The 25,538-nt window shown below is 38.6% G+C and carries 24 protein-coding genes; 7 read left to right on the forward strand and 17 right to left on the reverse strand.

Annotation, left to right across the window (positions count from 1 at the left end):
* Positions 1-37: 37 nt before the first annotated feature.
* Together DC53_RS04000 and DC53_RS03995 are read right to left on the reverse strand one after the other, a co-directional pair.
* Positions 38-970, reverse strand: a complete 933-nt coding sequence (locus DC53_RS04000) for a porin (protein WP_033031368.1) — start codon at positions 968-970, stop codon at positions 38-40.
* Between the two features lie 166 nt (positions 971-1,136).
* Entirely contained in the window at positions 1,137-2,009 is an 873-nt protein-coding gene (locus tag DC53_RS03995; protein WP_033031370.1) for a LysR family transcriptional regulator, read from the reverse strand.
* Positions 2,010-2,100: 91 nt separating this feature from the next.
* Between DC53_RS03995 and DC53_RS03990 the strand changes: the two genes are divergently transcribed.
* Entirely contained in the window at positions 2,101-2,475 is a 375-nt protein-coding gene (locus tag DC53_RS03990) for a MaoP family protein (RefSeq protein WP_007376490.1), read from the forward strand.
* A gap of 87 nt (positions 2,476-2,562) precedes the next feature.
* Positions 2,563-3,798, forward strand: a complete 1,236-nt coding sequence (locus tag DC53_RS03985) for a response regulator (protein ID WP_033031400.1) — start codon at positions 2,563-2,565, stop codon at positions 3,796-3,798.
* Positions 3,799-3,803: 5 nt separating this feature from the next.
* Here the strand turns inward: DC53_RS03985 and rarD are convergent, their stop codons facing one another.
* Positions 3,804-4,727 carry an EamA family transporter RarD gene (rarD, locus tag DC53_RS03980; protein WP_033031372.1) on the reverse strand — a complete coding sequence of 308 codons (924 nt, stop codon included), beginning with the start codon at positions 4,725-4,727 and terminating at the stop codon, positions 3,804-3,806.
* 54 nt (positions 4,728-4,781) lie between these two features.
* Entirely contained in the window at positions 4,782-5,237 is a 456-nt protein-coding gene (locus DC53_RS03975; protein ID WP_007376493.1) for a thioesterase family protein, read from the reverse strand.
* Positions 5,238-5,370: 133 nt separating this feature from the next.
* On the opposite strand from DC53_RS03975, the gene recQ reads away from it, so the two are divergent.
* From recQ to DC53_RS03955, 4 genes are all read left to right on the forward strand, one after another.
* Positions 5,371-7,194 (forward strand): DNA helicase RecQ, encoded by a 1,824-nt coding sequence (gene recQ / locus DC53_RS03970; protein WP_033031374.1) that lies wholly within the window; start codon positions 5,371-5,373, stop codon positions 7,192-7,194.
* 7 nt (positions 7,195-7,201) lie between these two features.
* Positions 7,202-7,486: a DUF3630 family protein gene (locus DC53_RS03965; RefSeq protein WP_033031376.1), complete on the forward strand. Its 285-nt coding sequence runs from the start codon at positions 7,202-7,204 to the stop codon at positions 7,484-7,486.
* Positions 7,487-7,609: 123 nt separating this feature from the next.
* Positions 7,610-9,313 carry a BamA/TamA family outer membrane protein gene (locus DC53_RS03960; RefSeq protein ID WP_033031378.1) on the forward strand — a complete coding sequence of 568 codons (1,704 nt, stop codon included), beginning with the start codon at positions 7,610-7,612 and terminating at the stop codon, positions 9,311-9,313.
* A gap of 75 nt (positions 9,314-9,388) precedes the next feature.
* Entirely contained in the window at positions 9,389-9,961 is a 573-nt protein-coding gene (locus tag DC53_RS03955) for a mechanosensitive ion channel domain-containing protein (protein WP_033031380.1), read from the forward strand.
* Positions 9,962-10,050: 89 nt separating this feature from the next.
* On the opposite strand, the gene DC53_RS03950 is transcribed toward DC53_RS03955, so the two are convergent.
* The 3 genes from DC53_RS03950 to DC53_RS03940 form a co-directional block, all read right to left on the reverse strand.
* A complete protein-coding gene (locus tag DC53_RS03950; RefSeq protein WP_007376498.1) occupies positions 10,051-11,109 on the reverse strand; it encodes a succinylglutamate desuccinylase/aspartoacylase family protein in 1,059 nt (352 codons plus the stop codon).
* Positions 11,096-12,001, reverse strand: a complete 906-nt coding sequence (gene rimK / locus DC53_RS03945; protein WP_007376499.1) for a 30S ribosomal protein S6--L-glutamate ligase — start codon at positions 11,999-12,001, stop codon at positions 11,096-11,098. The genes DC53_RS03950 and rimK overlap by 14 nt, the downstream gene beginning before the upstream one ends.
* A 71-nt stretch (positions 12,002-12,072) precedes the next feature.
* Positions 12,073-12,495, reverse strand: a complete 423-nt coding sequence (locus DC53_RS03940) for an ATP-dependent zinc protease family protein (RefSeq protein ID WP_007376500.1) — start codon at positions 12,493-12,495, stop codon at positions 12,073-12,075.
* A 291-nt stretch (positions 12,496-12,786) separates the two neighbouring features.
* Between DC53_RS03940 and DC53_RS03935 the strand changes: the two genes are divergently transcribed.
* Positions 12,787-13,758: a zinc transporter ZntB gene (locus DC53_RS03935; protein WP_033031382.1), complete on the forward strand. Its 972-nt coding sequence runs from the start codon at positions 12,787-12,789 to the stop codon at positions 13,756-13,758.
* Between the two features lie 76 nt (positions 13,759-13,834).
* On the opposite strand, the gene DC53_RS03930 is transcribed toward DC53_RS03935, so the two are convergent.
* From DC53_RS03930 to DC53_RS03885, 10 genes are all read right to left on the reverse strand, one after another.
* Positions 13,835-15,019, reverse strand: a complete 1,185-nt coding sequence (locus DC53_RS03930; protein ID WP_033031384.1) for a polysaccharide lyase family 7 protein — start codon at positions 15,017-15,019, stop codon at positions 13,835-13,837.
* Between the two features lie 1,436 nt (positions 15,020-16,455).
* Positions 16,456-16,791 (reverse strand): ribonuclease E inhibitor RraB, encoded by a 336-nt coding sequence (rraB, locus tag DC53_RS03925; RefSeq protein WP_007376503.1) that lies wholly within the window; start codon positions 16,789-16,791, stop codon positions 16,456-16,458.
* A complete protein-coding gene (locus tag DC53_RS03920; RefSeq protein ID WP_007376504.1) occupies positions 16,791-17,504 on the reverse strand; it encodes a 1-acylglycerol-3-phosphate O-acyltransferase in 714 nt (237 codons plus the stop codon). Before DC53_RS03920 ends, rraB begins: the two co-directional genes overlap by 1 nt.
* Before the next feature lie 162 nt (positions 17,505-17,666).
* Positions 17,667-19,961, reverse strand: coding sequence for a DNA topoisomerase IV subunit A (gene parC, locus DC53_RS03915; protein WP_033031387.1), 2,295 nt, complete (start codon positions 19,959-19,961; stop codon positions 17,667-17,669).
* 10 nt (positions 19,962-19,971) lie between these two features.
* Positions 19,972-21,066, reverse strand: coding sequence for a PQQ-dependent sugar dehydrogenase (locus DC53_RS03910; RefSeq protein ID WP_033031388.1), 1,095 nt, complete (start codon positions 21,064-21,066; stop codon positions 19,972-19,974).
* A 29-nt stretch (positions 21,067-21,095) separates the two neighbouring features.
* Positions 21,096-22,985, reverse strand: a complete 1,890-nt coding sequence (parE, locus tag DC53_RS03905; protein ID WP_008136372.1) for a DNA topoisomerase IV subunit B — start codon at positions 22,983-22,985, stop codon at positions 21,096-21,098.
* A gap of 42 nt (positions 22,986-23,027) precedes the next feature.
* Positions 23,028-23,588: a YqiA/YcfP family alpha/beta fold hydrolase gene (locus tag DC53_RS03900; RefSeq protein WP_008136371.1), complete on the reverse strand. Its 561-nt coding sequence runs from the start codon at positions 23,586-23,588 to the stop codon at positions 23,028-23,030.
* Positions 23,573-24,358: a metallophosphoesterase gene (locus DC53_RS03895; RefSeq protein ID WP_008136370.1), complete on the reverse strand. Its 786-nt coding sequence runs from the start codon at positions 24,356-24,358 to the stop codon at positions 23,573-23,575. Before DC53_RS03895 ends, DC53_RS03900 begins: the two co-directional genes overlap by 16 nt.
* Positions 24,345-24,803 (reverse strand): DUF1249 domain-containing protein, encoded by a 459-nt coding sequence (locus DC53_RS03890; RefSeq protein WP_033031390.1) that lies wholly within the window; start codon positions 24,801-24,803, stop codon positions 24,345-24,347. Before DC53_RS03890 ends, DC53_RS03895 begins: the two co-directional genes overlap by 14 nt.
* A 26-nt stretch (positions 24,804-24,829) precedes the next feature.
* The gene (locus tag DC53_RS03885) at positions 24,830-25,456 is read right to left on the reverse strand and encodes an NUDIX domain-containing protein (RefSeq protein ID WP_033031393.1); all 627 of its coding nucleotides are present in this window, start codon (positions 25,454-25,456) and stop codon (positions 24,830-24,832) included.
* Between the last annotated feature and the right edge of the window lie 82 nt (positions 25,457-25,538).

Genomic DNA, 25,538 nt, shown 5'->3' on the forward strand with positions numbered 1-25,538 from the left:
GTTAAAAAGGGAGTGTTTTAACTAATTTAGCGAATAGTTAAAACTTGTATTCCATACCTAAGCCTAAGTAATCTTGGTCAACGTTGTTGTCCATGTCGAAGCCCGAGTAAAAACCAAATACTTTAATATTTTTATTTAACTTGTGATCAACACCTACTGAGATTGCTGACTTATCATCGCTGTCGTCAAAATCCATAGTTTGGTATTGCACTTTAAATGTATTGTTTCCCATTATGTAAGCTGCACTTAATAAGTACCCGTCAGCCTCTGCGCTGCCGTCTACTTTTTCTTGTGTTTGGTACATTGCGCCTACTTTAAAATCATTAATTTTACCTTGAACAGTTGCACGAACTACATCGTAGCCATTTACTTCACTATCAACACCAATTGATGCATATACTTTACTCTTTTTAAGTGAAGAATCGCCATAAGTAAGTCCTAGTGAATAGCCATTTTTTGCATCTTCATCATCTTCTGCAATAAAAGTAGCAAGTACTCTAAAATCTTCGTAAGTATTTGATGAATAAGTAACAGAATCACCTAAACGATTTTCGCCTTTAAATATACTTTTAATATCGCCTTCAAGGTCGCTAAATAAATCAACTTTACCTTGAGATAACTTAAGTGCAGTATCGTGTCGACCAACAACAACTTGGCCAAATACACCTTTTAACCCTATATATTGGTTACGCGCAGAAATATTGTCATCATTATCACCCTTTGAGTCCGCATCAGACACGTCAACTTGAAACTCAAATTTATAAACAGCCTCTAAGCCCTCTGTTATCTTTTCAGAACCTTTAAGACCAAAGCGAGAATTATTACTTTTAATTTCAGTGAACGACCCTTCACCGTCATCAGATGATTGAATAGTTACATTCGCTTTGCCGTACACGTCTACATCAGCAAGAGCATTAAAAGATAAGCCACTTAATAGCGCTAAACATAAGCTCGATTTTACAAATTTCATGTTATTTCCTTGGATAATCACAAAAGACTAATTTTAAAACAGCAGCAGTTTGTCACTGTAAAATTACAGAAATATTACAATCGAAATATTTCTGTAATTTTAAATTAATAAAAGTGCATTAAATATGAAATCAAAATAACATCGATACTCAGCAACTCATTTGTACCTATAAATTAGGCTCCAGCGTCAAGCTAGGTGTCATTTGTGATAACAAATTTACCAACGTTTCTATTAATTCTTTCTGTTCATTATCTCTATGATAGGCAATAAATACATCTCGTGACGTATTTTTTACATCTTTAACATGAAATAAATCACCTTTATTTAAATGATGCTCTACAAGTACTTGAGGAATAAACGCACTCCCGCCGCACTGTAATATTAAATCAAGTGCTATACGACCAGTACTTGTTCTGAAGTAAGGCGGCGTTTTACCTGTAAACTGACGCGCATGCCAAAGTGAAAAAGTTGTTCCCCAATCAACATATACATATTGGTTATCAAAAAAGTTTTCGTTAGTTGCAGTATCATAGCCACTCACTGGAATAATAGGCAGTTCACAAATTCGCTCTACTACTAATTCATCTACTTTAGGCGGATCAAATAAAATGGCTAAATCGAGAGTTCGCTCTAATAGCAACCGAGTGCTTTCTTGTTGTGCTTTAACTTCTGCGACTAATGACACGCCCGGCATCGCCGATACAATATTTGTTATACCAAACTGTAAAAAAGCATCCCAAATATTAGGCGTTCCTGCTAAGCTAATTTGCTTATGCATATTATCGGCAAGCGCAACATCTACTTTGGCGCGTTGCATACCCGTAATAATCATTTGAGCATGTGGCAACAAACGCTCACCCGGCGCTGTAAGTTGAATATTATTACGCTGGCGTATAAATAAATTAACCCCAAGTCCCTGCTCTAGCTGACGAATCCTAAAGCTCACCGCAGATTGGGTGATATAAAGGTTTTCGGCCGCTTTACCAAAGTGACGTGTACGCACAACTTCAACAAATGTTTTTAATAAATCTATATCCAATTTTTTATCCTCACGATAAAAATAACTTGTTTAATAAATTGCCAAACTTGCATCATACTCCAGCTAATTACTAAGGCATGAGGATAAAGCTATGAGCAATGATATTTCACTACTTCGTCAAGCATTTGTTAGCCAACGTCAGTTTTATGATGATCACAACTTCCCACGCGGTTTTAGCCGTAGTGGAAACTTCACCTTATTAGAAGCCAGCATATTAGACCAACATGGCGTTGTTTTAAAAGGCTTACACAACAAAACTATTGAGCCACAAAACGAACACCAAGAACAATTTTTAGCCGTAGCAATGGGGACTTTAGAGCCAACAAATCCGATTGAGCGTGCTTGGGTTAAATACCTTAAACTTACAACATGTAAGAGTAAGTTTCATACCCTATTTGGCCGCTCAAAAATATCAGGGCCAGCTCCTATAAGCCAAGAGTATTATTCTGAAGCAGATAACCTATAAGCTCTTCACTTATTTGCTTTTTTGCGTTTTAGCAGTTACAACTTGTATAAGCAAATACTTTTGCAAAAATATAAACAAGGTTGTGACGTGACGCGAAGAATACTAATAGTTGAAGATACGCCAACAATAGCGCGGGTGCAAAAACACATCGCGCTTAAAGCGGGTTATGAAGTAGATATAGCTGAATCTCTAACTCAAACAAAAGAACTTATCAGTAAAAATAGCTACTTTTGTGCTGTAGTTGACTTTATTTTACCTGATGCGCCTAATGGCGAAGCAGTTCCTTGTACTATCGACGCTGAAATCCCAACGATTGTAATGACGGGTAATATTGATAAAAAAACACGCGATACAGTAGAAAAATACCCTATAATTGACTACATCATCAAAGAAAATAAACAAGCGTATCAGTATCTCGAAAAACAGCTATTACGACTACCTCGAAACGAAAATGTAAAAGTACTCGTTGTTGACGACTCTTTATCCACACGACAGTACATATGTAGCTTGTTAACCCGCCATAAATATCAAACTTTACAAGCTGAAGATGGTAAACAAGCACTTGTTATGCTTGAAACATCACCTGATATCTCCGTTATTATCACTGATAATGAAATGCCTAATATGAACGGCGATGAACTATGCACAGAAATCAGGCGTTTATATGATAACGATGAAAAAGCAATAATTGGCATTTCAGGCGCTGATTCTTCAGATTTATCTACCTTATTCTTAAAGAACGGGGCAAATGATTACCTACATAAACCTTTCAATAGTGAGGAGTTTTATTGTCGATTAAGCCAAAATGTCGATATGTTAACGCTTTTAGCAACCATAAAAAACCAAGCTAATACAGACTACCTCACAAAAATCCCCAATCGTCGTTACTTTTTTGAAGAGGCTAGAAAATCCCTTAAGAAAATTGAACTTGATAACGGTAATGGCGCATTAGCTATGCTTGATATCGATCACTTTAAAGCAATTAATGATACCTATGGCCACGATGCAGGCGACGAAGTATTAAAAGGTTTATCTATTTGTTTTAGCAAATACTTTAAAAAGTATTTAGTAGCACGCTTGGGGGGTGAAGAGTTTGCTGTTTTTTTTGCCGATACCGATAAACAAGAAGCACTCAAAAAACTTGAAGGATTTAGGTACTTTATAGAAGCTAATAGCCAACAATTTAGTAAAGCCAACATTAGATTCACAATTTCTATTGGTTTTTCGTCAGGGCCTGTTTATCAAATTGATGAACTATTAAAACAGGCCGACTTAAAACTTTATGATGCAAAAGAAACTGGCCGCAACAAAATTATTAGCTAGAATAGTTAACTAGCCACTTGTGCTGTCGCCACTGCCGCTTTTTTTCGTTTGCGTGATTGATAGTAAGAATCCCAACTAAATATAGCAAGCGCACTCCAAATACATGCAAATGTAACTAATCTTTCTGCATCAAATACCTCACCGTAAAACACCACTGCGAGCATAAACATTAAGCTTGGCCCAATGTACTGAAAAAAGCCCAATGTAGTGTACTGCAAACGCTTAGCTGCGCCAGTAAAACACAATAACGGTAATGTAGTTATAATGCCCGCGCTAATTAGTAACGCATTAGTATGCCAATCGTTAGCGGGAAGGCTTGATGTGTCAGAAGGCGCCATTAACCACCAATAAACAAGCGCTACAGGTAATAATATAAGTGCCTCAAGCAATATCCCTGGCAGAGCTTCAACGGGGAGTTTTTTACGTAATAAGCCATAAAGTGCAAATGATATTGCCAATGAAAAAGCAACTACCGGAAACGAGCCAAAGCTAACGAGTTGCAATAATACTCCCGAAAACGCGAGTGCAACGGCAACGCCCTGAAACTTACGTAAACGCTCGCCTAAAAAAAGCATACCCAGCAATACATTTAACAATGGGTTTATGTAATACCCCAAGCTTGCATCCAGCATATGGTTATTATTTATCGCCCATATGAAAAGTCCCCAATTAAACCCCAGTAACGCTGAAGTAATAACAAGCATTAACACTAGTTTGGGCTGAACAATAATACGCTTTATTTTGTGCCAATATTTAAGAATACTTACCACAAGTACTAAAAAAACGACAGACCAAACAACGCGATGCATTAATATTTCAAAAGCTGACACATGCTGGATAAATTTAAAGTATATAGGTGCTAACCCCCACATCACAAATGCTAGGCAAGCAAAAACAGCGCCTTTACGCTGCTCTGTATCAATCGACATAATAAAAACACTTAGTGATACTAAAAGGTCGCTAGTTTACTCTCCATGGATTGTTTATCCAACTAAATACGTACCAGTACCAAACGCAATTTGAATAGCTTTTTCATTATGTAACTCCATTCGACATACACACACTTTGTTGCCTGAACGAATAAGCGTTGCACTCGCGGTGAACACTTCGCCTTTGCCTGGGCGTAAATAATCGGTGCGTAAATCGATGGTTCCAAGCGTAGCTAGCCTCGCTTGCACACTACCAATATCTAAGTCTGTTAATTTATCAATCACACTTGCTGCAGCAAGCATTCCTCCCACATTATCAAGCACGGCTGAAATAACACCTCCGTGTAATATTTTTTGCGCTGGATTACCAATAAATACATCCTGCCAAGGAAAGGTAATTTTTGCTTGTTCAGGACTCAGTGATTCTACCGATATTTGTAAAAACTGATTAAACGGCATGCCATTTACAAACAACGCCCCGACTTGTTCAATTAACATTTCTTTATTCATTATTATTCTCTATGCCAAAACTGGTAAGATGAGTAAAACATACATAGTGTAAAACTACGAGACTCCACTTAAATAATTCATCAAGTAACTCAGCTAAAGACATCTCGTTAAAAAACCACTAAAATACCCGCCAATGAATACATTAACACCACCTTCTAGTACGCTTGTGCGTAAACCAGAAACTGTCCTCAAACAAGTGTTTGGCTACAGCGAATTTCGCGACGGTCAAAAAGCAGTTATTGATGCAGCTATAAATGGGCATGACTCGCTTGTATTGCTACCCACAGGTGGTGGGAAATCTGTGTGTTATCAAATACCCGCTTTAGTGCTTGAAGGCGTAACCATTGTTATATCTCCGCTTATATCGCTAATGCAAGATCAGGTAACGCAACTCCAAGCACTTGGCGTAAAAGCCGCTTACGTTAATAACAGCTTAGCGCGAGAAGAACAGCAATTGGTGTATCAACAGCTTCATCAGGGGCAAATTAAGCTTTTATATGTAGCGCCTGAAAAAGTATTACAACGCGACTTTTTAGAGCGTTTATCGCATTTAAATGTGAGCTTATTTGCCATTGACGAAGCGCACTGTGTGTCGCATTGGGGTCACGATTTTAGACCTCATTACTTTCGCTTAAACGAATTAAAGCAACGTTTTGCACATGTTCCTATGATGGCGCTTACCGCCACGGCTGATAAAGCGACCCGGTTTGATATCGTTGAGCAATTAAAACTACAACAGCCTTATATTCATACTGGTAGCTTCGATCGCCCCAATATTCGCTACACCATAGAAGAAAAATTTAAACCTATGGTGCAATTGCTTCGCTACTTAAAAGAGCAAAAAAGCCAAAGCGGTATTATTTATTGCACCAGCCGCAAACGCGTAGACGACATTGCTGAAAAACTTGCAGATGCAGGGCTAAACGCTGCCGCTTACCATGCGGGTATGAGTAACGAACAACGACAATTCGTGCAAACTGGGTTTGCCCGCGACGACATTCAAATTGTAGTAGCAACTGTTGCTTTTGGGATGGGGATTAATAAACCTAACGTACGCTTTGTATTGCATTACGATATTCCAAAAAGTATAGAGTCGTACTATCAAGAAACAGGACGAGCTGGGCGAGATGGCCTTGCCGCAGAAGCCATCATGTATTTTGATCCGGCTGACATTGGTCGTGTAAGGCGCTTTTTTGAAGACATTGATGACGAACAACGTCGCCGTGTAGAAGAACAACGCTTTAACGCCATGGCTAGCTTTGCTGAAGCACAAACGTGTCGCCGTCAAATATTGCTAAACTACTTTAGTGAATACCAGCGCGAACCTTGTGGCAACTGTGATATCTGCTTAAACCCACCTAAAAGCTTTGATGGTACGTTAGTCGCACAGCAAGCGCTTTCGTGTGTGTATAGAGCTGAGCAACGTTTTGGCCTAGGTTATATTGTAGAATTACTTCGCGGTGCAAACACGAGCCGCATACGCGATAACAACCATCATGAGTTAAGTACTTACGGTATCGGTAAAGATAAAAGCAGTGAATTTTGGCTTAGTATTTTACGTCAACTTATTCATCAGGGTTTACTAAACCAAGATATAACACAAGGTGCGTCACTTAGATTAACAGAAGCCGCGCGTGCAATTTTAAAAAGTGAATATGCTTTGCAATTGGCTGAACCTCGCCTGCAAGCCAAGCACGTGTACCAAGATAAATTAGCGCAATTTAATTATGATAAAAAGCTCTTTGCCCGCTTAAGAGCACTGCGTAAAGAACTTGCTGATGCCGACGATGTACCACCGTATGTAGTATTTAATGATAAAACCTTGGCTGAAATGGCGCAGCTTATGCCAACAAATGACAGTGAGTTTTTAAAAGTGTCGGGAGTTGGTTTCACTAAATTAAATAAATATGGCGGCGCCTTTTTAACTGCAATTCGTAATTACTTAGCTACAAATTAAGAGCATTATGACAAAAATAGAATACGACCATACTCATAAATGTATTGTAATTACGCCCATCGAGCCTCCGCATGATGAAGACTTTGAGCTGTGGAGTACATTATTTTTACATTCAGACGATATATCGCTCAACGAGTATTCTGCTGGTGCTGACCGTCATCAAGTTCGCTTTAGCTACCAGCAGCAAACCTTTAATTTAAACTATGAGCACTACAGCCAAAGTATTTGGATAAATGGAGAAGGCACTGAAGCCGATCATCTACTTGCTGCACTCACCTTTTATTTAAGTTAACGGTTTTAGTTCAAAGTCGTTATATTTAATTTTCAAACTCAATACTTTTAACTTACATTTTAGTAACTATGATGTAAGCTGATATTACGGTAGTAATTTGCTACGTAGCAGTAAAGGGTTTGAATGGTAACTAAGAAATGGATCACACAGTACTGTATTAGCTTAAGTATTTTAGCCTTATTCATGCAAAGTGCATTAGCACAAACTCATGATAATACTCGTTGCCAAGTTGAAAAGTTAGACCACTCTAATAATAAAAACTTACGCCGCCAACTCAACGACGATATCTCCATTGTAAGCGCTAAACCCAATGCTAAAATTGCCACTATTTCACTTAAGCAACTCAATGTATTTAATACCGAACTCGAAGAAGAAAATAATGCATTATTTCGCTTTGCCAACCGCGCACATATTCAGACCGAACCGGATGTAATTAATAACCTCCTACTGTTTGCCACCGGCGATAAATATGATGCTAAAAAATTAGCTGAATCAGAACGCCTCCTACGCAAAGAAAGTTACTTATATGACGCCCAAATTAGTGCAACTGAGAACTGCGATGGTGACATTGATGTAAAGGTAGTGACTCGTGATTTATGGACGCTTCTACCTGAAATAAACTTTAGCCGCAGCGGTGGTGAAAATAAATCAAGCATTGGCTTTAGAGAATCAAACCTCTTTGGTTGGGGTAAACGCCTATCGTTTTCACGCACTACCGATAGCGACCGCAGTGGTTACTTATTTGTTTACGACGATCCTAATATTTTATCTACTCGCTACCGCGGCCGTCTAGAGTACGCCGATAACAGCGATGGCAAGCGCCATTTACTTGAGTTAACCTATCCATTTTACGCAATTGACACCCCTCTTAGTTACGGTATTTTAAGCTATTCAGAACAGCGCGAAGAGTCATTATATAAACGCGGCGAAGAGTTTAGCGAATTTGATCAAACTAGCGATTTAAACAGTGCATTTATAGGGCACTCTAAAGCGCTTAATAATAACTGGACCCAGCGCTTAACCTTAGGTTATACCGACGAGCAGCATACCTTTGAAGCTATAGACACCACCTTTGCACCACTTGCCGATGACAGAAGTTTAAGTTACCCATTTATAAGCGGCCACTGGTTTGAAGATAACTTTATAAAAGTACGCAATTTCGACAGTATGTACCGCACTGAAGATTTAAACCTAGGCTGGAATGTTAAAGCCCTTGTTGGTTACTCTGATGAATCTTTGAGTGATGATGATAGTCGTGCTATTTATTCATTAAATTTTAAAAAAGCACATTTTTCTGGCGATAATACTCTATGGCGTTTTAACACTGACATTGAAGGATATTGGAATAAAGAACACAAACAATTAGAAAACTTTAGGGCCACTAGTCAAATTCAATACTACTTAAACACCAGTGTTGATCAATCGTGGTATGTAAAAGGGCGTTTGCAATATGCTAAAAACTTAACTGCCGACCAACAACTTACTTTGGGTGGTGAAACTGGTTTACGAGGCTACCCTATGGATTATCAACACGGCGATCGCAGTTTTTTAGTTAGTTTAGAAAAACGCTATTATTGGGAGTACGATTTGCTTCAGCTATTTAAAGTAGGTGGCGCTGGGTTTATTGACGTTGGCCGAGCGTGGTTTAACGACAAAGATAATGGCGAGAACGATCACGTACTTAAAAATGTTGGCATAGGTTTACGCTTAGCCCCAAGCAGAGCTAACGCAGGTACTATGATCCACATTGACATCGCCGCACCGCTTGATAGTTATGACGATGTAGACTCAGTACAATGGTTAGTTAATGTGAAAAAATCTTTTTAAATAACTATTTCGCATCATCTTAAAACGTTAAACTAATTACTTAATTATTACTTACTCCCCATATGAGAATGTATTTTGGAACCGTTAGAGATTTTAGATTTTTTTGGTACACAATATAAACTGATTGTGACCCTGATCGCCTTACTACTTTATCCGTTGCTATTAAAGCTGACTAAAAAGCTTCTCGAAAAAACCATTAAGGGTAAAGTAGATTTACATCACAAATCGCGCGCAGAACTACTGCTTAAAATAATACTTGCCTTTGTAATGATATGCTTAGTACTGGTATTTTGGGGCATTGAATTACGTGGCTTACTTGTACTTGGCTCCTCATTATTTGCCATGCTAGGTGTTGCACTTTTTGCCGCATGGTCGTTATTAAGTAACTTAACTGCATTCTTATTAATGTTTATTCAAAACGACTGCCGCGTTGGTTATTGGGTACGAATTATTGATGGCGCGAATCATGTTGAAGGTCGCATTGTCGAAATGGGTTTGATGAATGTAGTACTTGAACACATTGATGGCCATCGTGTTATTTATCCTAACAATTTATTTGTGACGCGCCCTGTCATGGTTTTAAATAAAGAACCAAAACCAACAAAAACGCCTGTTATAAAGCGTATTATTGGCCCTAAAAAAACATAGTTAAAAAATAATAGTCACAAAAAAGCCGCAGAAGGTAATTACCTTCTGCGGCTTTTTAATGCTTAACTAAACAGAACTTAGGTTAACGATTAATTATTTAGTTCCGCAGTTTTAAGTTCGTCATCTAAATCATTTATTTCGTCTATAAAGCTCTCTAGCTGCTGCTCAACTAAACCATTGTCACTCGCAAAGTAAGCTAGATGAAAGACTGCATCGCCCTCATTTACTAATGGCATCGTTTGTTGGCCAATAACAATCCCACCTTTAGGTGCTAAAAGCTCAAGTTCAGAGTCACCCAACGGACTACTAATATAAGCAAGTATTTGGCCCTTAATTACACGTTCGCCCAATGATACTTGAGCACGAACAATGCCATCAACTTCTGCGCGTATCCAACTTGTAGAACCTGCAATAATCGGATCCGGTAATTTTTTCGGGCGTTTGCCACGAATCATTTTTAAGTGACGCATAACATAATCAACGCCCTGCACACCGGCTGCAATTGCAATAGGATCAAATCGTAGTGCTTCACCTGCTTCATAGGTTATAACAGGTATGCCTAAGTTAGCCGCTTCGCTGCGAAGAGAGCCATTACGCAGTGATGCATCTATAACCGCTGGCGTGCCAAATGCTTTAGCCATTTCAGCTGTTGCTTCATCTGCTAAATTAGCACGAATTTGTGGCAAATTAGTTCGGTGAATAGCCCCCGTATGTAAATCAATGATATGCGTACAATGTACTGCTACTTGATTAAAAAACATATAAGCCATACGTCCTGCTAACGAGCCACGTTCAGAGCCTGGGAAACTGCGGTTCATATCACGTCGATCTGGTAAGTAACGCGATTTATGAATAAAGCCAAACACATTCACAATAGGCACAGCTATTAACGTGCCACGTAACTGACTAGGATCTATTTTAGCAAGTAACTGGCGTACAACTTCTACGCCATTTAATTCATCACCATGAATAGCAGCACAGACCATTAGCACGGGTCCTTCCATTACACCATTTACCACTTCTATAGGAATATTAAGTGGTGAATGGGTGTAAAGCTTTGCGGCTTCTAAGGCAAGCGTTTTACGCTCGCCTACGCCAATCTGTTCACCTAATAAGGTAAAAGGACGGTTAATTTTAACCTTTGCCACGTGTCGCTGTTCCTTTACTTGAAGCATTCTTTTCGATGAAGTCAATCACCATACCTGCAATATCTTTACCTGTTGCGATCTCAATACCCTCAAGACCAGGTGATGAGTTTACTTCCATCACAAGTGGCCCACGAGATGAGCGAAGTAAATCGACACCAGCCACATTTAAGCCCATTGATTTAGCGGCTGCAACTGCTGTTTTACGCTCCTCAGGAGTAATACGTACTAATGTCGCGCTACCACCACGGTGAAGATTAGAACGGAACTCACCTTCTTGTGCTTGGCGCTTCATTGCTGCAATTACTTTATCGCCCAATACGAAACAACGAATATCTGCACCACCTGCCTCTTTAATATATTCCTGAACCATAATATTAGCTTTTAAGCCCATAAATGCTTCAATAACACTTTCAGCCGCTTTACGCGTCTCAGCAAGTACCACACCAATGCCTTGTGTACCTTCAAGTAATTTAATAACTACCGGTGCACCGCCTACCATTTCCAGTAAGTCTTTTACATCATCTGGTTTACTAGCAAAACCTGTTACTGGCATACCAACGCCTTTGCGCGAAAGTAACTGAAGCGAGCGCAATTTGTCGCGCGAACGAGAAATAGCCACGGATTCGTTTACAGGGTAGACACCCATCATTTCAAACTGACGAAGTACCGAGCAACCATAAAATGTAACCGATGCACCAATACGCGGGACGATTGCGTCAAATTCTTTTAAATTTTCACCGCGATAGTGAATTTCTGGTTGCTCTGAATTTATATTCATATAGCAGCGTAGTGCGTCGATTACTTTAACTTCATGGCCACGCGCTTCTGCCGCTTCGATTAAACGACGTGTTGAATATAATTTTTTGTTACGAGATAAAATACCGATTTTCATAGTTAAAACCTTAACTAAATTGTATGCATTAATTATTTATGGCTGATTTTCAGACATAAAATTCAATACTTTTATAATAAATGAGATAAAGCCGTGTCAACAATGACACGATTTTCCATGGCTGTACGCCCTAATAACATTCTAAACTTCATTGTTGCTCGACTGGTTAAAGTCATCTCTATAGGCCAGCTATGCTTACCCGCATGCAATGTTGTTTCTATAAAATAACGTAATTCTTTTTGTCCACTTGAGCTTGTTACGTTTTTTATTTTTTTAACCTTTGCATTACAAGTGATTTTCGTTTGTTCATCATCTTGCAATGGCTGGGCTGTAAACTTAACCCATTTTTCTCCATCAACTTCGTACTCTTCAATGTTAATAGCATGAATACATGATGTACGAGCGCCTGTATCAATTTTAGCTTTTATTCGCTCAATACCCAGTTCAGGTAAGCTCAACCACTCACGCCAACCAATAGTGATCTTTGTCGTCATAAATGTGCCCTTAATAAAAAAGTGACTTATACGCTACAGGTAAAAAAACACCAACAAAATAAATTTATCCCGTCGACAAGTGAATTTGATTGATAAATATCGACCGCAAACTTCACTATATTTTTCTACTGCACAGTTAACTATCTTGGTTTGCTAGCAATTTAATTCACACCAAATTTATGCTTTATTAATTTAAAAACTAACTTATTAAAAATAAAGATAAGTCTATTTTGATTAAGTAGATACACTATAGTTAACAGTATTAAAAATACACTATTATGAGAAACTAATATGATTAATGGTTTACTCCACGCCCTAGTTCTTGACGAACGAGGTGGTGCACGCCCCATTTCAAACACTGATGAGCTACATAATTGGAAACCTGGACAGGGTAAGCTCTGGGTACACATGGATTACAGTCAAACAGAAGTCGTTACATGGCTTAAAAATTGTGATTTTTTAACCGATTACGAGCTAGAGTCGTTAACCGCAGATGAGACTCGCCCACGTATTACATCAGCCACAAATGGTCACATGCTATTTTTACGCGGGGTGAATTTAAACCCGGCGCAAAGCCCTGAAGATATGGTATCAATTCGCTTTTTCATTAATGAAGATATTGTAATTACGACACGTAAACGTCGATTATTATCAATTCAAGATATTTTAACATCGTTTAGTAGTAATACCGGCCCATGCAACATATCAGAATTAGTATGCGCAATAGCACAAAAATTGACATCACGAATGCAAAACGTCATTGATTCGCTTGATGAAACATTAGATGATTTTGAAGAAGAAATAGACGAACCAAGTAAACCTTTTGATAACCAAGGGTTATCGCAACTGCGTCGCCAAACAATCGCCTTAAAGCGCTACTTAAGGCCGCAAAAAGAAGCATTAAGCAGTATGGTGAACAACCACTATCCATGGTTATTTGATGACGATAAAGCAAAGTTAAATGAAACGACAAATTTGCTTATTCGCTATCTAGAAGAGCTAGATAGTTCCATAGAGCGGGCACAAATTATTCAACAAACAATCACAAACCAAGTGTCTGAGCAATTAAATCAGCGCATGTACGTCATGTCGGTTGTCGCTGCTTTATTCTTACCTCTGGGGTTTTTAACTGGCTTATTAGGTGTGAACGTAGGGGGCATACCTGGCACAGAGAGTCCATATGCATTTACGTTATTTGTGGTTTTTTTAATCGTATTAACGGGCAGTATTGGCATTTACTTTAAAAACAAAAAATGGTTATAAATTAAATTCATATACTATCAACGAGTATAAAAGCCACTCTACTTTGAATTAAAGTGGCTTTATAAATAATACTTAATTATTTAGTTACTCGAGTATAGCTAACATTTGTCATTGTGATTTTAGATTTAGTAATACCTAAATCTTTAAAGCACTCTTTAAAGGAGTTTGAATTACCCGATTCACCACAATTATCTAATGTATATGGGTCTTGCGATTGTAGGTAGTTACCAAATTTGAAGTAAGATTCGGAATCATCTTCGACCGGAATACCAAAAGTACTGCCAAGTGCGGTTACATCAACATCACCGTAATTATTCACAACTTTTAAATTAAATGAACCACCACTGGTTATAGTACCTAGTGCAAACTTTTCTTCATTACCACTGGTGTTACGCAAACGTACATACACGTCAAAAACACCATTATTTGCAGTACTATCATCAAAACCTGACTCTGACGAATCAGACACATACACTTTCATAATAGTGCCTGTATCACTTGCATGGTGTTGGGCAACAATAGTTTTTCCACCATCGGACATTTCAACTTTAACATTAGCTTCAAATACTTCGTAAGTGTCAGTCATCGCAACACGTAAATTAGATTTAACTTTATACTCATGACGCCAACCATTTCCATTAGGCGTAATATGTTGCGCTTCTAATGGCACAAATACTAATGTGCTATCGTTAACCAATGGATTAGGATTATCCCCCTCTAAATCAAAAATACTACCACTTGTAATACTGCTTGGAATATTACTTCCGCCACCAGTATCACCGCCGCCAGTGTCACCCCCACCAGTGTCACCCCCACCAGAGCCGCCACTGCTTAGCGTAAAATCATCAAAACGTACATCATTCGAACTATTATTATGTTTAGCAAAAACTTGTAATGAATCCGTATTCGCAGAAGTAAAGGTTTTAGATACTTTAGTCCACGAAGAAACATCAAACTTCTCGCTTTTAAACAAACCATTCAGATCATTGACTCCAATTTCACCTTTGCCTAGTACGTACGCACTTAATGTGTATTGAGTGTTTCTTTCTATATCAACAACTTGATGTACACGACCAGGGCTACCTTGAATTTTTAAGGATTTGGATCCTTTGTAAGCACTTCCCGAAATAGCTGCTGGTTCGACTTCATTCCAATTACTCCAGCCGTCTTCAAAACCAGCATTATTAATCGTTGCTGCTTGCAAAAAACTTGAGCTTGTAGTCATTATTGCAAAAATAAATAGGGATTTTTGATTAATCATTATCTTCATTTCTCCGAACCTGCACATGAAAATAATCTAACAGCCTAGTTTAGTGGCATTTCCACCGAACCTAGATCACCGCCTGTAAACAGGTTTCAACTTGTGTTTGTGTAACTGGTAATTTAATTTTAGATAAAAAACAATAATTGGACTTACAAAAATAAATTACCAATTGATATTGCCAGTGTGGCGAGACACAAGTTATATCTCTTGAAATAAATTTGCAATAATTAATTCAATAGGTAATAAGTATTAATACCATTTCTATTTTTGATTAAACACATACTAAAAATGATTTAAAACAATAACTAACATTAATTAAAATATAGAAATGATAGAATTTAAATTTTTTAAAATAATGAATAAGTATCAAAAACACAAAAAATTGGTATACCAATAAAATACAATTTAAAAATTTGCATAAACAAAAATACTGGTCTAGTCTTTTTTATAAATACCACGCCAATATTGGTTGACCAATTAAACTTACTTAAAGTAAATATAAGATAAAAAGTCACTTAACAATGGCAACATAGAGAATGCTCTAAACATGAAACTTCGTACCCGTTGCATTAATAAATTAAGCAATGGGTAAATGGTTTAATAACAAGGTAAAAAATACAGGTTCAAATGGGGGGGTTAACGCAGCAAGTGAATTATTCATGTGGCTCGAACGGTCAATGCTTTAAAAAATAGATACTAATACACTTAAGCAAGCCTTAACCTGTACATGAAGTTTATTAAGAAAATAAAAAATTCAGTTATCACTTTCATACATTTCACCTATTTTAGTGAGGTATTAAAACTTATTTATCTTTCGAGGTTAAATATACAGCAATGTATTTTTTAGGCAGAGCCTATGGTGTGTGATTATTTCCCCTAAATAGGCGATAACACAACATAAATACCACACATTATCAGCCCTTTGAGTTCGCCCTAGGCCGATTGACTCTTTGTTTTTTGTCTATATGACTATAGTTAAGGTGTATGTTCTGGACACAGAAGCTTTGCTCGGCTTCTACTCATTTTGTGTAGATGTAAGACAGTAGGGTAATGCTGGAGCTTTTACTAAATCACCTTGAACTCTGGATAATAAATCTATCTCAAGCAGTTATTTTCAGCGCTAACTGCATTGAATTTATACCAATTCACTTAATTAAGTGACCTGTTTTTTAGGTAAAAACCATGTCGATAACAAACAAAAAATTAGTTATTTAGTTGTTATAACTAATTGTTCTTACATGACTCTATCTTCTGTAACCATGTAGTCGTATATCAGATATTTTTAACACAATTAGCTTCAGATTTAATCCCTCAAATTGATTAAGCACTATTGCGGATTGGTATCATACACCTCGATAATACTCACTTTCAAAAGACATTAAAAAAGGCAAGCATCTATAATGCTCGCCTTTTATTTATGGTTATGCAGCTAATTACTCTTGAAAGTAAGTGCCCCAACCGTCATATTCTACTTCACATTCGACGGCTAATTGCGCTAATTTATCAACGTCTTCCATTATCACGTCTACATCAAGTTCAGCTTCAACAACGATGTCAAAACTCCAAATTTTACTGCCATCTTCAAGCTCAAGCTCTGCAGGCTCTTCAACATCGTAACCCAATTTGAACGCAGCAAGGGCTGCTTGTTCCAATTTAGGGAAATCTTCACACACAAAGTGGTGCTCTACTTCATAAAGTATTTCAGGATCAGATCCGTCTTCGAGTAATGAAGATACAATGTCTTCACTTATTTCACGCCAGTTTTCCATTATTTATCTCTCACTTGAGCATCTAATTCAGTTATTTTAGCAGCCATAATATTGTGTACATTCTGGGCGTGCTCGCGCGCGCTAATACTTTCATCAAGTGATATAGGCGCTAACATTTCAATATAGATTGTACCATTATCCCAACGATTTAGCTTAATGGTTTTATGTGTTGTATTCATACACACCGGGACTATTGGTACTTCAGCACTCATAGCAGTATGAAAAGCCCCTGTTTTAAAAGGTAATAATCCACGTCCATAACTGCGTGTGCCTTCGGCAAATACCCAAACAGACAACCCATCTTTCTTTATTTTTTCAGCAGCTTTCGAGATTGTACCTGCTGCTTTTGAACGATTTGCCCGATCAATTAAAATATTACCCGAAAGCCAATAAAGCTGACCAAAAAATGGAATCCACTTTAAGCTCTTTTTGCCTAAACTTACGCAGTTTTTGGGCACCATTGCTGGCACTGTAAATAAATCGTAGCTATTTTGATGATTAGCAACATAAACGGCAGGACCAATATCAACAGCATCTTTATGACGTGTTAAAACTAATTTAACACCAATCATTTTAGCCATTGAGCCAAACCAGCCCGCTATAATGTGTACGTTATTGGGATGAAATGGCCTTACTAATGATAATAGTAAGCCAAAAAAACAACTCAATAGTATAAATAGCAGCATAATAAAAATACGTATAACAGCGAGCAAATCGGCTTCTCCAAAAATCAGTTACAACTATTATAGCGTTATTTTATGACACAAACGAGACAATAGCGCACAAGTGTACGCTGAAAAACTTTAAGTGCTTTATTTTAAAACAAAAACGGCCTGCAAATGCAGACCGTTTCTAATTATACAAAAAGTAATTGATTACTCTTCGTTAATAGCTTCTATTGGCTCATCATCTTGAGGAGTTAGCTCAACAACGGCTTCGTCAACACGCTGTAAGCCACGTGGTAACTTATTACCACGACGACCTCGCTCACCATAATAATGCTCTAAATCACTTGGTTTAAGTGTTAGTTTACGCTTACCAGCATGAAGCGTAACACTGCTTCCTAATGGCACAACAGCTAGCACTTTTACAAACTCTTCACGGGCTTGTACTTTTGCACCTGGTATAGAAATGATTTTATTACCTTTACCCTTACCTAATTTTGGTAAGTCTCGCAGTGGGAATAAAAGCATTCGACCTTCGTTAGAAATAGCCATACAGTAATCGCTAGCAACATCGTTCACCCTAATAGGAGAAAGTAATATGCCACCTTTAGGAACACTTACCAGCGCTTTACCATTTTTATTTTTACTCACTAAATCTTTAAAGTCGGTAATAAAGCCGTAACCTGCATCTGACGCCATAAGTAAGACTTGCTCGTCTTCACTCATTACCACGTGCTCAAAATTAGCACCTGGTGTTAAGTTAAAACGACCTGTCATTGGTTCGCCTTGGCTACGCGCCGAAGGCAGACTGTGCGCATCGGTTGCAAATGCCCGCCCTGCTGAATCTAAAAATACAGCCGGTTGATTGCTCTTACCCCGAGCCGAGGCTCTAAAGCCATCACCTGAACGATAATTTAAGCCTTGTACATCTAAATCATGGCCTTTACCAACGCGTGCCCAGCCTTTATCTGATAGCACGACGGTAACTGACTCTGATGGAATTAAATCTTTTTCGTTAAGTGCTTTCGCTTCTGAGCGCTCAATCACTGGCGAGCGACGATCGTCACCGTACATTTCAGCGGCTTCTTGAATTTCTTTTTTAAGCAGTGTCGACATACGACGTTCTGAGCCAAGTATTTGCGCTAATTTATCACGCTCTTTGGCTAGTTCATCTTGCTCACCGCGAATTTTAAACTCTTCAAGTTTTGCTAAATGACGAAGTTTTAATTCTAAAATAGCTTCTGCTTGTGTATCAGTTAAATCAAAGCGCTCCATTAGTACAGGCTTTGGTTTATCTTCACTGCGGATGATTTCAATCACTTCATCAATATTTAAAAAGGCGGCTAATAAACCTTCTAAAATATGCAAACGCGCTAATACTTTATCTAAGCGATACTGCAAACGACGGCGCACTGTTTCGCGTCTAAATGTTAGCCACTCACTTAAAATACAGCGCAAGTCTTTAACTTGCGGGCGACCATCTAGGCCTAGCATGTTTAAGTTTACGCGGTAATTTTTTTCAAGATCGGTGGTTGCAAATAAATGCGCCATCAATGGCTCAGCTTTAATGCGGTTTGAGCGTGGAATAATTACAATGCGTGTTGGATTTTCGTGATCTGACTCGTCACGTAAATCAGCAATCATTGGTAATTTTTTAGCGTTCATTTGCGCTGCAATTTGCTCAAGTACTTTACCACCAGAACATTGATGCGGCAGCGCTGTAATAACGATATCGCCATGCTCTTCGGTGTAAACCGCACGCATTTTGATAGACCCACGACCGGTTTTATATATTTTATGAATATCGGCTTTTGGGGTAATTATTTCAGCATCTGTTGGGTAATCTGGTGCATGGACAAGCTCAAGTAATTCTTCAAGCTCTGTTTTTGGTTTATCAAGTAATAAACAACATGCACTAGCCACTTCACGTACGTTATGTGGCGGAATATCGGTTGCCATACCTACGGCAATACCCGTTATACCGTTGAGTAAAATATGCGGTAAGCGAGAAGGCAGTACTACTGGTTCATCCATTGTGCCATCAAAGTTTGGTGTCCAATCGACGGTGCCTTGGCCAAGCTCTTTTAATAGTACTTCTGAAAACTTAGATAAACGCGCTTCGGTATAACGCATTGCTGCAAACGATTTAGGGTCATCTGCCGCGCCCCAGTTTCCTTGTCCATCTACCAAAGGGTAGCGGTAAGAAAACGGCTGCGCCATTAATACCATCGCTTCGTAACATGCACTGTCGCCGTGTGGATGGTACTTACCGAGTACGTCACCCACAGTACGAGCTGATTTTTTGTACTTGGCATTAGCCGACAAACCCAGTTCGCTCATCGCATAAATAATACGACGCTGTACTGGTTTTAAACCATCACCTACATGCGGTAAGGCGCGGTCCATGATCACGTACATGGAATAATTTAAATAGGCGTCTTCGGTAAAACGCCCCATTGTTTGTTGCTCAATTCCTTGCATTAGCAAGGTATCTGTATCACTCATTAAAGCTTACCTAGTTTTTCTTATAGCTTACACGGTAGATTACATTGGCGTAATCATCGCTTACTAACAGACTGCCGTCACCTAATTCTGCAAATGCAACAGGGCGTCCAAATGTTGTTTCGTCTTTCATAAAGCCAGTAATAAATGGCGTATATTTAGTTACGCGACCTACTTCAATTGTTGCTAGCCCTACTTTATAACCTACCTTTTTAGAACGGTTCCATGAGCCATGTTCAGCAACAAATAATTGGTGCTTATAACTTGCTGGAAATTGCTTAGCGTTATAAAAATGAATACCTAGTGGCGCTACATGCGCAGGAAGCGCAAGTGCTGGCGACGTGTAATCGGCAATGTTTTTACCTTCACCAAACTCAGGGTCAATAATCGCACCGGCATGAACATACGGAAAACCAAAATGCTCACCTTCTTGCGTTGCGCGGTTTAATTCATCAGGTGGAATATCATCGCCCATCATGTCGCGACCGTTATCACTAAACCATAGGGCTTGAGTCGCTGGATGAAAATCAAAACCCACTGTGTTTCTAACGCCCTTGGCTATTGTTTTTATTTGTTTTGTTTCTACATTAAGCGCAAAAATACGGCCAAAACGCTCATCTTCAGCACAAATATTACACGGCACACCCACTGGAATGATTAATTCTCCCGTTGGTGCAAAACGTAAAAATTTCCAACCATGATGACGCTCACTCGGTAATGCGCCATAAACCACATCAAACTTTGGCTCTTTTAATTGGGTATCAATATTTTTAAAGCGAATAATACGATGCACTTCGCCTACATATAAATCGCCATCTTTAATCGCTATGCCAGAGGGCATGTTTAAGCCTTTAGCAACAACAATTTTTTTATCTGCTACGCCATCGCTATTATGATCAATAAGCGCGTATACATTGCCCGCTTTACGAGAGCCAACATACACAATACCTTTTTTTGAAACAGCTATTTGACGCGCATTTTCTACATCATTTGCAAATAAACTTATTTCAAATCCCGGTGCTACGGTGAGCTTATCGAGTATATTTTTAGCCATTGCAGGAGCAGTAGTTAGCCCAAGTAATAGCAAACTTCCTAGTAGTTTATTCATTCATATCTCCCAGTATTAAACACAGGCGATCAAACTTGCGCCTTGTTACCATGATCTTCTAACCATTGACGACGATCCGGCGATCGTTTTTTAGCAAGCAGCATATCCATCATTTCCATGGTTTCTATTTCTTCATCAAGCGTAAGCTGTACTAAACGTCGTGTATTTGGATCCATGGTTGTTTCGCGCAATTGCAGTGGGTTCATTTCACCCAGACCTTTGAATCGTTGCACGTTTACTTTTCCGCGTTTCTTCTCTGCTTCTATACGCGCTAAAATAGCGGTTTTTTCGCCTTCATCTAGTGCGTAATAAACTTCTTTACCAATATCTATTCTAAATAATGGCGGCATTGCAACATACACATGCCCTGTTTTTACTAACTCTGGAAAATGGCGAACAAACAATGCACACAATAATGTTGCAATGTGTAGTCCATCCGAGTCTGCATCGGCCAATATACAAATTTTATTGTAGCGCAGTCCCGACATATCGGTTGATTCTGGATCAATTCCCAGTGCCACTGAAATATCGTGTACTTCTTGTGATGCTAATATTTGGCCTGATTCGACTTCCCACGTATTCAAAATTTTACCACGTAGCGGCATAATTGCCTGAAACTCACGGTCTCGCGCTTGTTTAGCAGAACCACCAGCAGAGTCACCTTCCACTAAAAACAATTCGGTACGATCGTTATCGGCAGCACTACAATCGGTTAGTTTACCTGGTAATGCAGGGCCTGCAGTAACTCGTTTACGTACTACTTTTTTAGCTGCACGCAAACGGCTTTGTGCGTTTGAAATACATAGTTCAGCTAATAATTCTGCGGTATCGGTATGTTCATTTAGCCATAAACTAAACGAATCTTTTACAACACCCGATACAAATGCGGCACATGAACGTGATGAAAGTTTTTCTTTAGTTTGCCCTGCAAATTGTGGATCTTGCATTTTAACTGACAATACATAACTACAACGTTCCCAAATGTCGTCAGGCGTTAACTTTACACCACGCGGGAGTAAGTTTCTAAACTCACAAAATTCACGCATTGCTTCAAGTAAACCTTGGCGCAGACCATTTACATGTGTACCACCTTGCGCGGTAGGAATAAGATTTACGTAACTTTCAGCTATTGATTCTCCACCCTCAGGTAGCCATACAACAGCCCAATCAGCGCCTTCAATAGAGCTTTTAAACTCACCTACAAACGGGTCTTGTGGTAATGTTTCAAAACCTTTAACGGCTTCAATTAGGTAATCTTTTAAACCCGTTTCGTAAAACCACTCTTGAGTTTCTTTCGTTTGCTTATTAACAAACTTAATACGCAGACCTGGGCATAAAACCGCTTTGGCTTTTAATAAATGATTAAGCTTGGTAATTGAATAGTTTGGTGAATCAAAGTAGCTAACATCAGCCCAAAAACGCACTGTAGTACCCGTATTGCGTTTACCGACGGTGCCTATTACACTCAAGTCTTCTACTTTATCGCCATTTTCAAATGCCATTCTGTATTGCTGGGCGTCACGCCTTACGGTTACTTCTACGCGCGTAGATAGCGCATTCACTACAGAAATACCCACACCATGTAAACCACCCGAAAATTGGTAGTTTTTATTAGAAAACTTACCACCTGCGTGTAATTTAGTGAAAATTAACTCAACCCCAGGAATACCTTCCTCAGGGTGGATATCAATAGGCATACCACGACCGTCATCGCTCACTTCAAGTGAGTTATCTTCGTGGAGTATTACGTCGATACGTGTGGCATGACCAGCCATAGCTTCATCGACACTGTTATCGATAACCTCTTGGCCTAAATGATTTGGGCGTACGGTATCGGTGTACATCCCTGGGCGTCTTTTTACCGGATCTAATCCATTAAGTACTTCAATGGCTTCGGCGTTATAATTTTGATCACTCATAGTTTTTATCTTTATATGCGCTAAGGCTATGCTTAGCTAGTTTTACGTGATTTTAAGAAAATCTACAATACTGGTAAAGGTGTTATCAAAACCTGTATAGCTATGATCGCCACCAAACTCTACCCGTTGTTTGCATTGTGAATAATAGTTTACTGCATGTTGAAAATTAAGCACTTCATCGCCGGTTTGCTGTAATAAATACAGCAACTCAGGGTATTTTAGCTTATCTACAGACAGTATTTTTAAGGCATTTATATGACTGCTATTTAAATCATAATGATAATCTTGGTAAGGATTATAGTTTGGCCCAAGTAACGCTTGTAATAAATTGTATGGTGCTACCGCTGGATTAATAACCACTGCAGGAATTTGATAACGCTGCGATAAATATGTGGCAAAAAAACCACCTAACGAGCTCCCTAATAATACTGTATTAGGTGTTAGTAATTGCTCAAGCTTAATGATAGCTTGTATAGGCTCATGGTTTAGGCACGGTACACAATAATCAACGTCATAGTGTGCCATAAGCTCGCCAAAGCGCACAGCTTTATATGACTTATGTGAGCTATTAAAACCATGAATATAAATTACCCGTTTAGCCATACTACTTCCGTTTTCATGCCTATTTTATCTTTTTCTGTATCTATATAAAGCATTCTATAAGCTGGGCCGCAGTTTTGCTGTTGCCACTGCGCACTGTATTTTTTAAACTGCGTAGAACTCGCCGGTGTTGCAAACACGCTTAACTCTCTATAACTTTGCTCATATTCATTATGAACGTGACCATGGAAAACCCCAATAATATTACCACTATTTACCAGTACATTTAATAATTGAGGCCCATTTTCGAGCATGTGCTTATCAAGGTAGCCATTTATTGGTAACGGATTATGATGACAAAATATGATCTTTTTACTGCTTGATTGAACCAAACACTCCGTTGTTTCATCTAAATGCGCGCCAGTCACCCACCCAGCAGGTGTAGGACCTTTCGAATTAATAAGTAGTAACTCAATGCCGCTTGCCGCTATGTGTTTGGCACTATTTATTTGCCCACCACTTATACGGTTAAGCATTGTTATCTCATCGTGATTACCTGGCAACCAGAATACGGGACATGTTAATGCACTTTTATGTATCAGTTCACTAAACAATAGATAAGACTCAAAGCTGTGATCTTGTGTTAAATCACCACCAAATATCACACAATCAAGTGGTTTTTGAGCCATGTGAGCTAGTGCTTGTTCAAAATGCGATGCAGTGTTTACTCCAAAGTACTCACCGTCTTTATCGGCAAATAAATGGCAATCGGTTACATGCGCTATGCGCAGCACCGATTTATTAAATGTATGTTTATCATCAAACCAAGCCATTATTTACATCCCAATTAAGGGTCGCTTGTCCGTGTTCAACACAGGCAACAAGCCAATCATATAAAAAAGCGTTAAGTTGGTATTTTTCATCTTTTTGATGCATTTTAGGGTTAGGATACCCATAAGATGGCTTTATCCTTTGATGATAATCGTGATGAATAATCTCAGCTACTTTAGCGTCATGATACAATCTAACCGTTAAGTAAAGCGGTGCTATGCCTTTAACCATTCCTGTTAACTGCTTAATTGAAATATCCATAGTGTATTTTGCACTACCATCAACTTTTGTAGCAAACTCACTGTTGCCAAGTTTTACTTCACGAATGCTTCCTATATTGCGCTCGCTAGGCAGTAATTTTAATAGTCGCACATAATTATGCTCGCAAAGCGTTAAATACTTTGGGAGGCTTTGAATATATCGTTTTGTTGCTAATCGTGCTGTCAAAGTACCACCATAATATTAGTAAGAATTTATGCCCATTTACTTGCCATCTTTTCGCGATTAAGTGCAAGCCATTGCATACAGATAACCGTTGCTGCATTATCCATTTCACCGTTATTGAGGCGAATTAAGGCATCATCAACCGTTAATATATGGGTTTTTATGTCTTCACCTTCCGTTTCCAGCCCATAAACACCCGACTCTATTTGGCTTAAATCAGCGCGTGCTAAATACAAATGTAGGCGTTCAGTTGTGCCACCGGGGCTTGATAAGTATGAAAGCATAAACTCCAACTCATCTAATTCAAGTCCAGCCTCTTCAAATGCTTCTTTTTTAACGACAGCTTCATAATCATCACTACCATCGGTCATGCCAGCAATACATTCTAGCAGCCATGGCGAGTCCTTGCTTTTAATAGCGCCAATACGTATTTGCTCAATTAAAAGGATGGTGTCTGATACTGGGTCGTACGGCAATACAGCAATAGCATCACCGCGCTCTAATATTTCGCGACGAATAGTTTTTGATTTTCCACCTGCAAATAATGCGTGTTCGAACTGATATAAGTTCACCTGAAAAAAACCTTTATAGAGATTTATTACAGGTTTTATTTTCACATCTTTATGTGTAAATTTAACCAAACTTTTATTTACCATGCATCGACTTCCTGTATATCTAAACGATTAAAATGCGTTAATATATTCTGTTACATTTGAACATGCGGTTTTACAAATTTTT

Source organism: Pseudoalteromonas fuliginea, assembly GCF_000690055.1.
Taxonomy (GTDB): Bacteria; Pseudomonadota; Gammaproteobacteria; order Enterobacterales; family Alteromonadaceae; genus Pseudoalteromonas; species Pseudoalteromonas fuliginea.

Bases quoted from the DNA above. Each gene is read 5' to 3' on its own strand.
- DC53_RS03975 (WP_007376493.1), bottom strand. From the start codon at position 5,237: ATGAATAAAGAAATGTTAATTGAACAAGTCGGGGCGTTGTTTGTAAAT.
- DC53_RS03990 (WP_007376490.1), top strand. From the start codon at position 2,101: ATGAGCAATGATATTTCACTACTTCGTCAAGCATTTGTTAGCCAACGT.
- DC53_RS03935 (WP_033031382.1), top strand. From the start codon at position 12,787: ATGATTAATGGTTTACTCCACGCCCTAGTTCTTGACGAACGAGGTGGT.
- DC53_RS03940 (WP_007376500.1), bottom strand. From the start codon at position 12,495: ATGACGACAAAGATCACTATTGGTTGGCGTGAGTGGTTGAGCTTACCT.
- DC53_RS03895 (WP_008136370.1), bottom strand. From the start codon at position 24,358: ATGGCTTGGTTTGATGATAAACATACATTTAATAAATCGGTGCTGCGC.
- DC53_RS03910 (WP_033031388.1), bottom strand. From the start codon at position 21,066: ATGAATAAACTACTAGGAAGTTTGCTATTACTTGGGCTAACTACTGCT.
- recQ (WP_033031374.1), top strand. From the start codon at position 5,371: ATGAATACATTAACACCACCTTCTAGTACGCTTGTGCGTAAACCAGAA.
- rimK (WP_007376499.1), bottom strand. From the start codon at position 12,001: ATGAAAATCGGTATTTTATCTCGTAACAAAAAATTATATTCAACACGT.
- DC53_RS04000 (WP_033031368.1), bottom strand. From the start codon at position 970: ATGAAATTTGTAAAATCGAGCTTATGTTTAGCGCTATTAAGTGGCTTA.
- parE (WP_008136372.1), bottom strand. From the start codon at position 22,985: ATGAGTGATCAAAATTATAACGCCGAAGCCATTGAAGTACTTAATGGA.
- DC53_RS03900 (WP_008136371.1), bottom strand. From the start codon at position 23,588: ATGGCTAAACGGGTAATTTATATTCATGGTTTTAATAGCTCACATAAG.
- DC53_RS03960 (WP_033031378.1), top strand. From the start codon at position 7,610: ATGGTAACTAAGAAATGGATCACACAGTACTGTATTAGCTTAAGTATT.
- rraB (WP_007376503.1), bottom strand. From the start codon at position 16,791: ATGGAAAACTGGCGTGAAATAAGTGAAGACATTGTATCTTCATTACTC.
- DC53_RS03930 (WP_033031384.1), bottom strand. From the start codon at position 15,019: ATGATTAATCAAAAATCCCTATTTATTTTTGCAATAATGACTACAAGC.
- DC53_RS03885 (WP_033031393.1), bottom strand. From the start codon at position 25,456: ATGGTAAATAAAAGTTTGGTTAAATTTACACATAAAGATGTGAAAATA.
- DC53_RS03965 (WP_033031376.1), top strand. From the start codon at position 7,202: ATGACAAAAATAGAATACGACCATACTCATAAATGTATTGTAATTACG.
- rarD (WP_033031372.1), bottom strand. From the start codon at position 4,727: ATGTCGATTGATACAGAGCAGCGTAAAGGCGCTGTTTTTGCTTGCCTA.
- parC (WP_033031387.1), bottom strand. From the start codon at position 19,961: ATGAGTGATACAGATACCTTGCTAATGCAAGGAATTGAGCAACAAACA.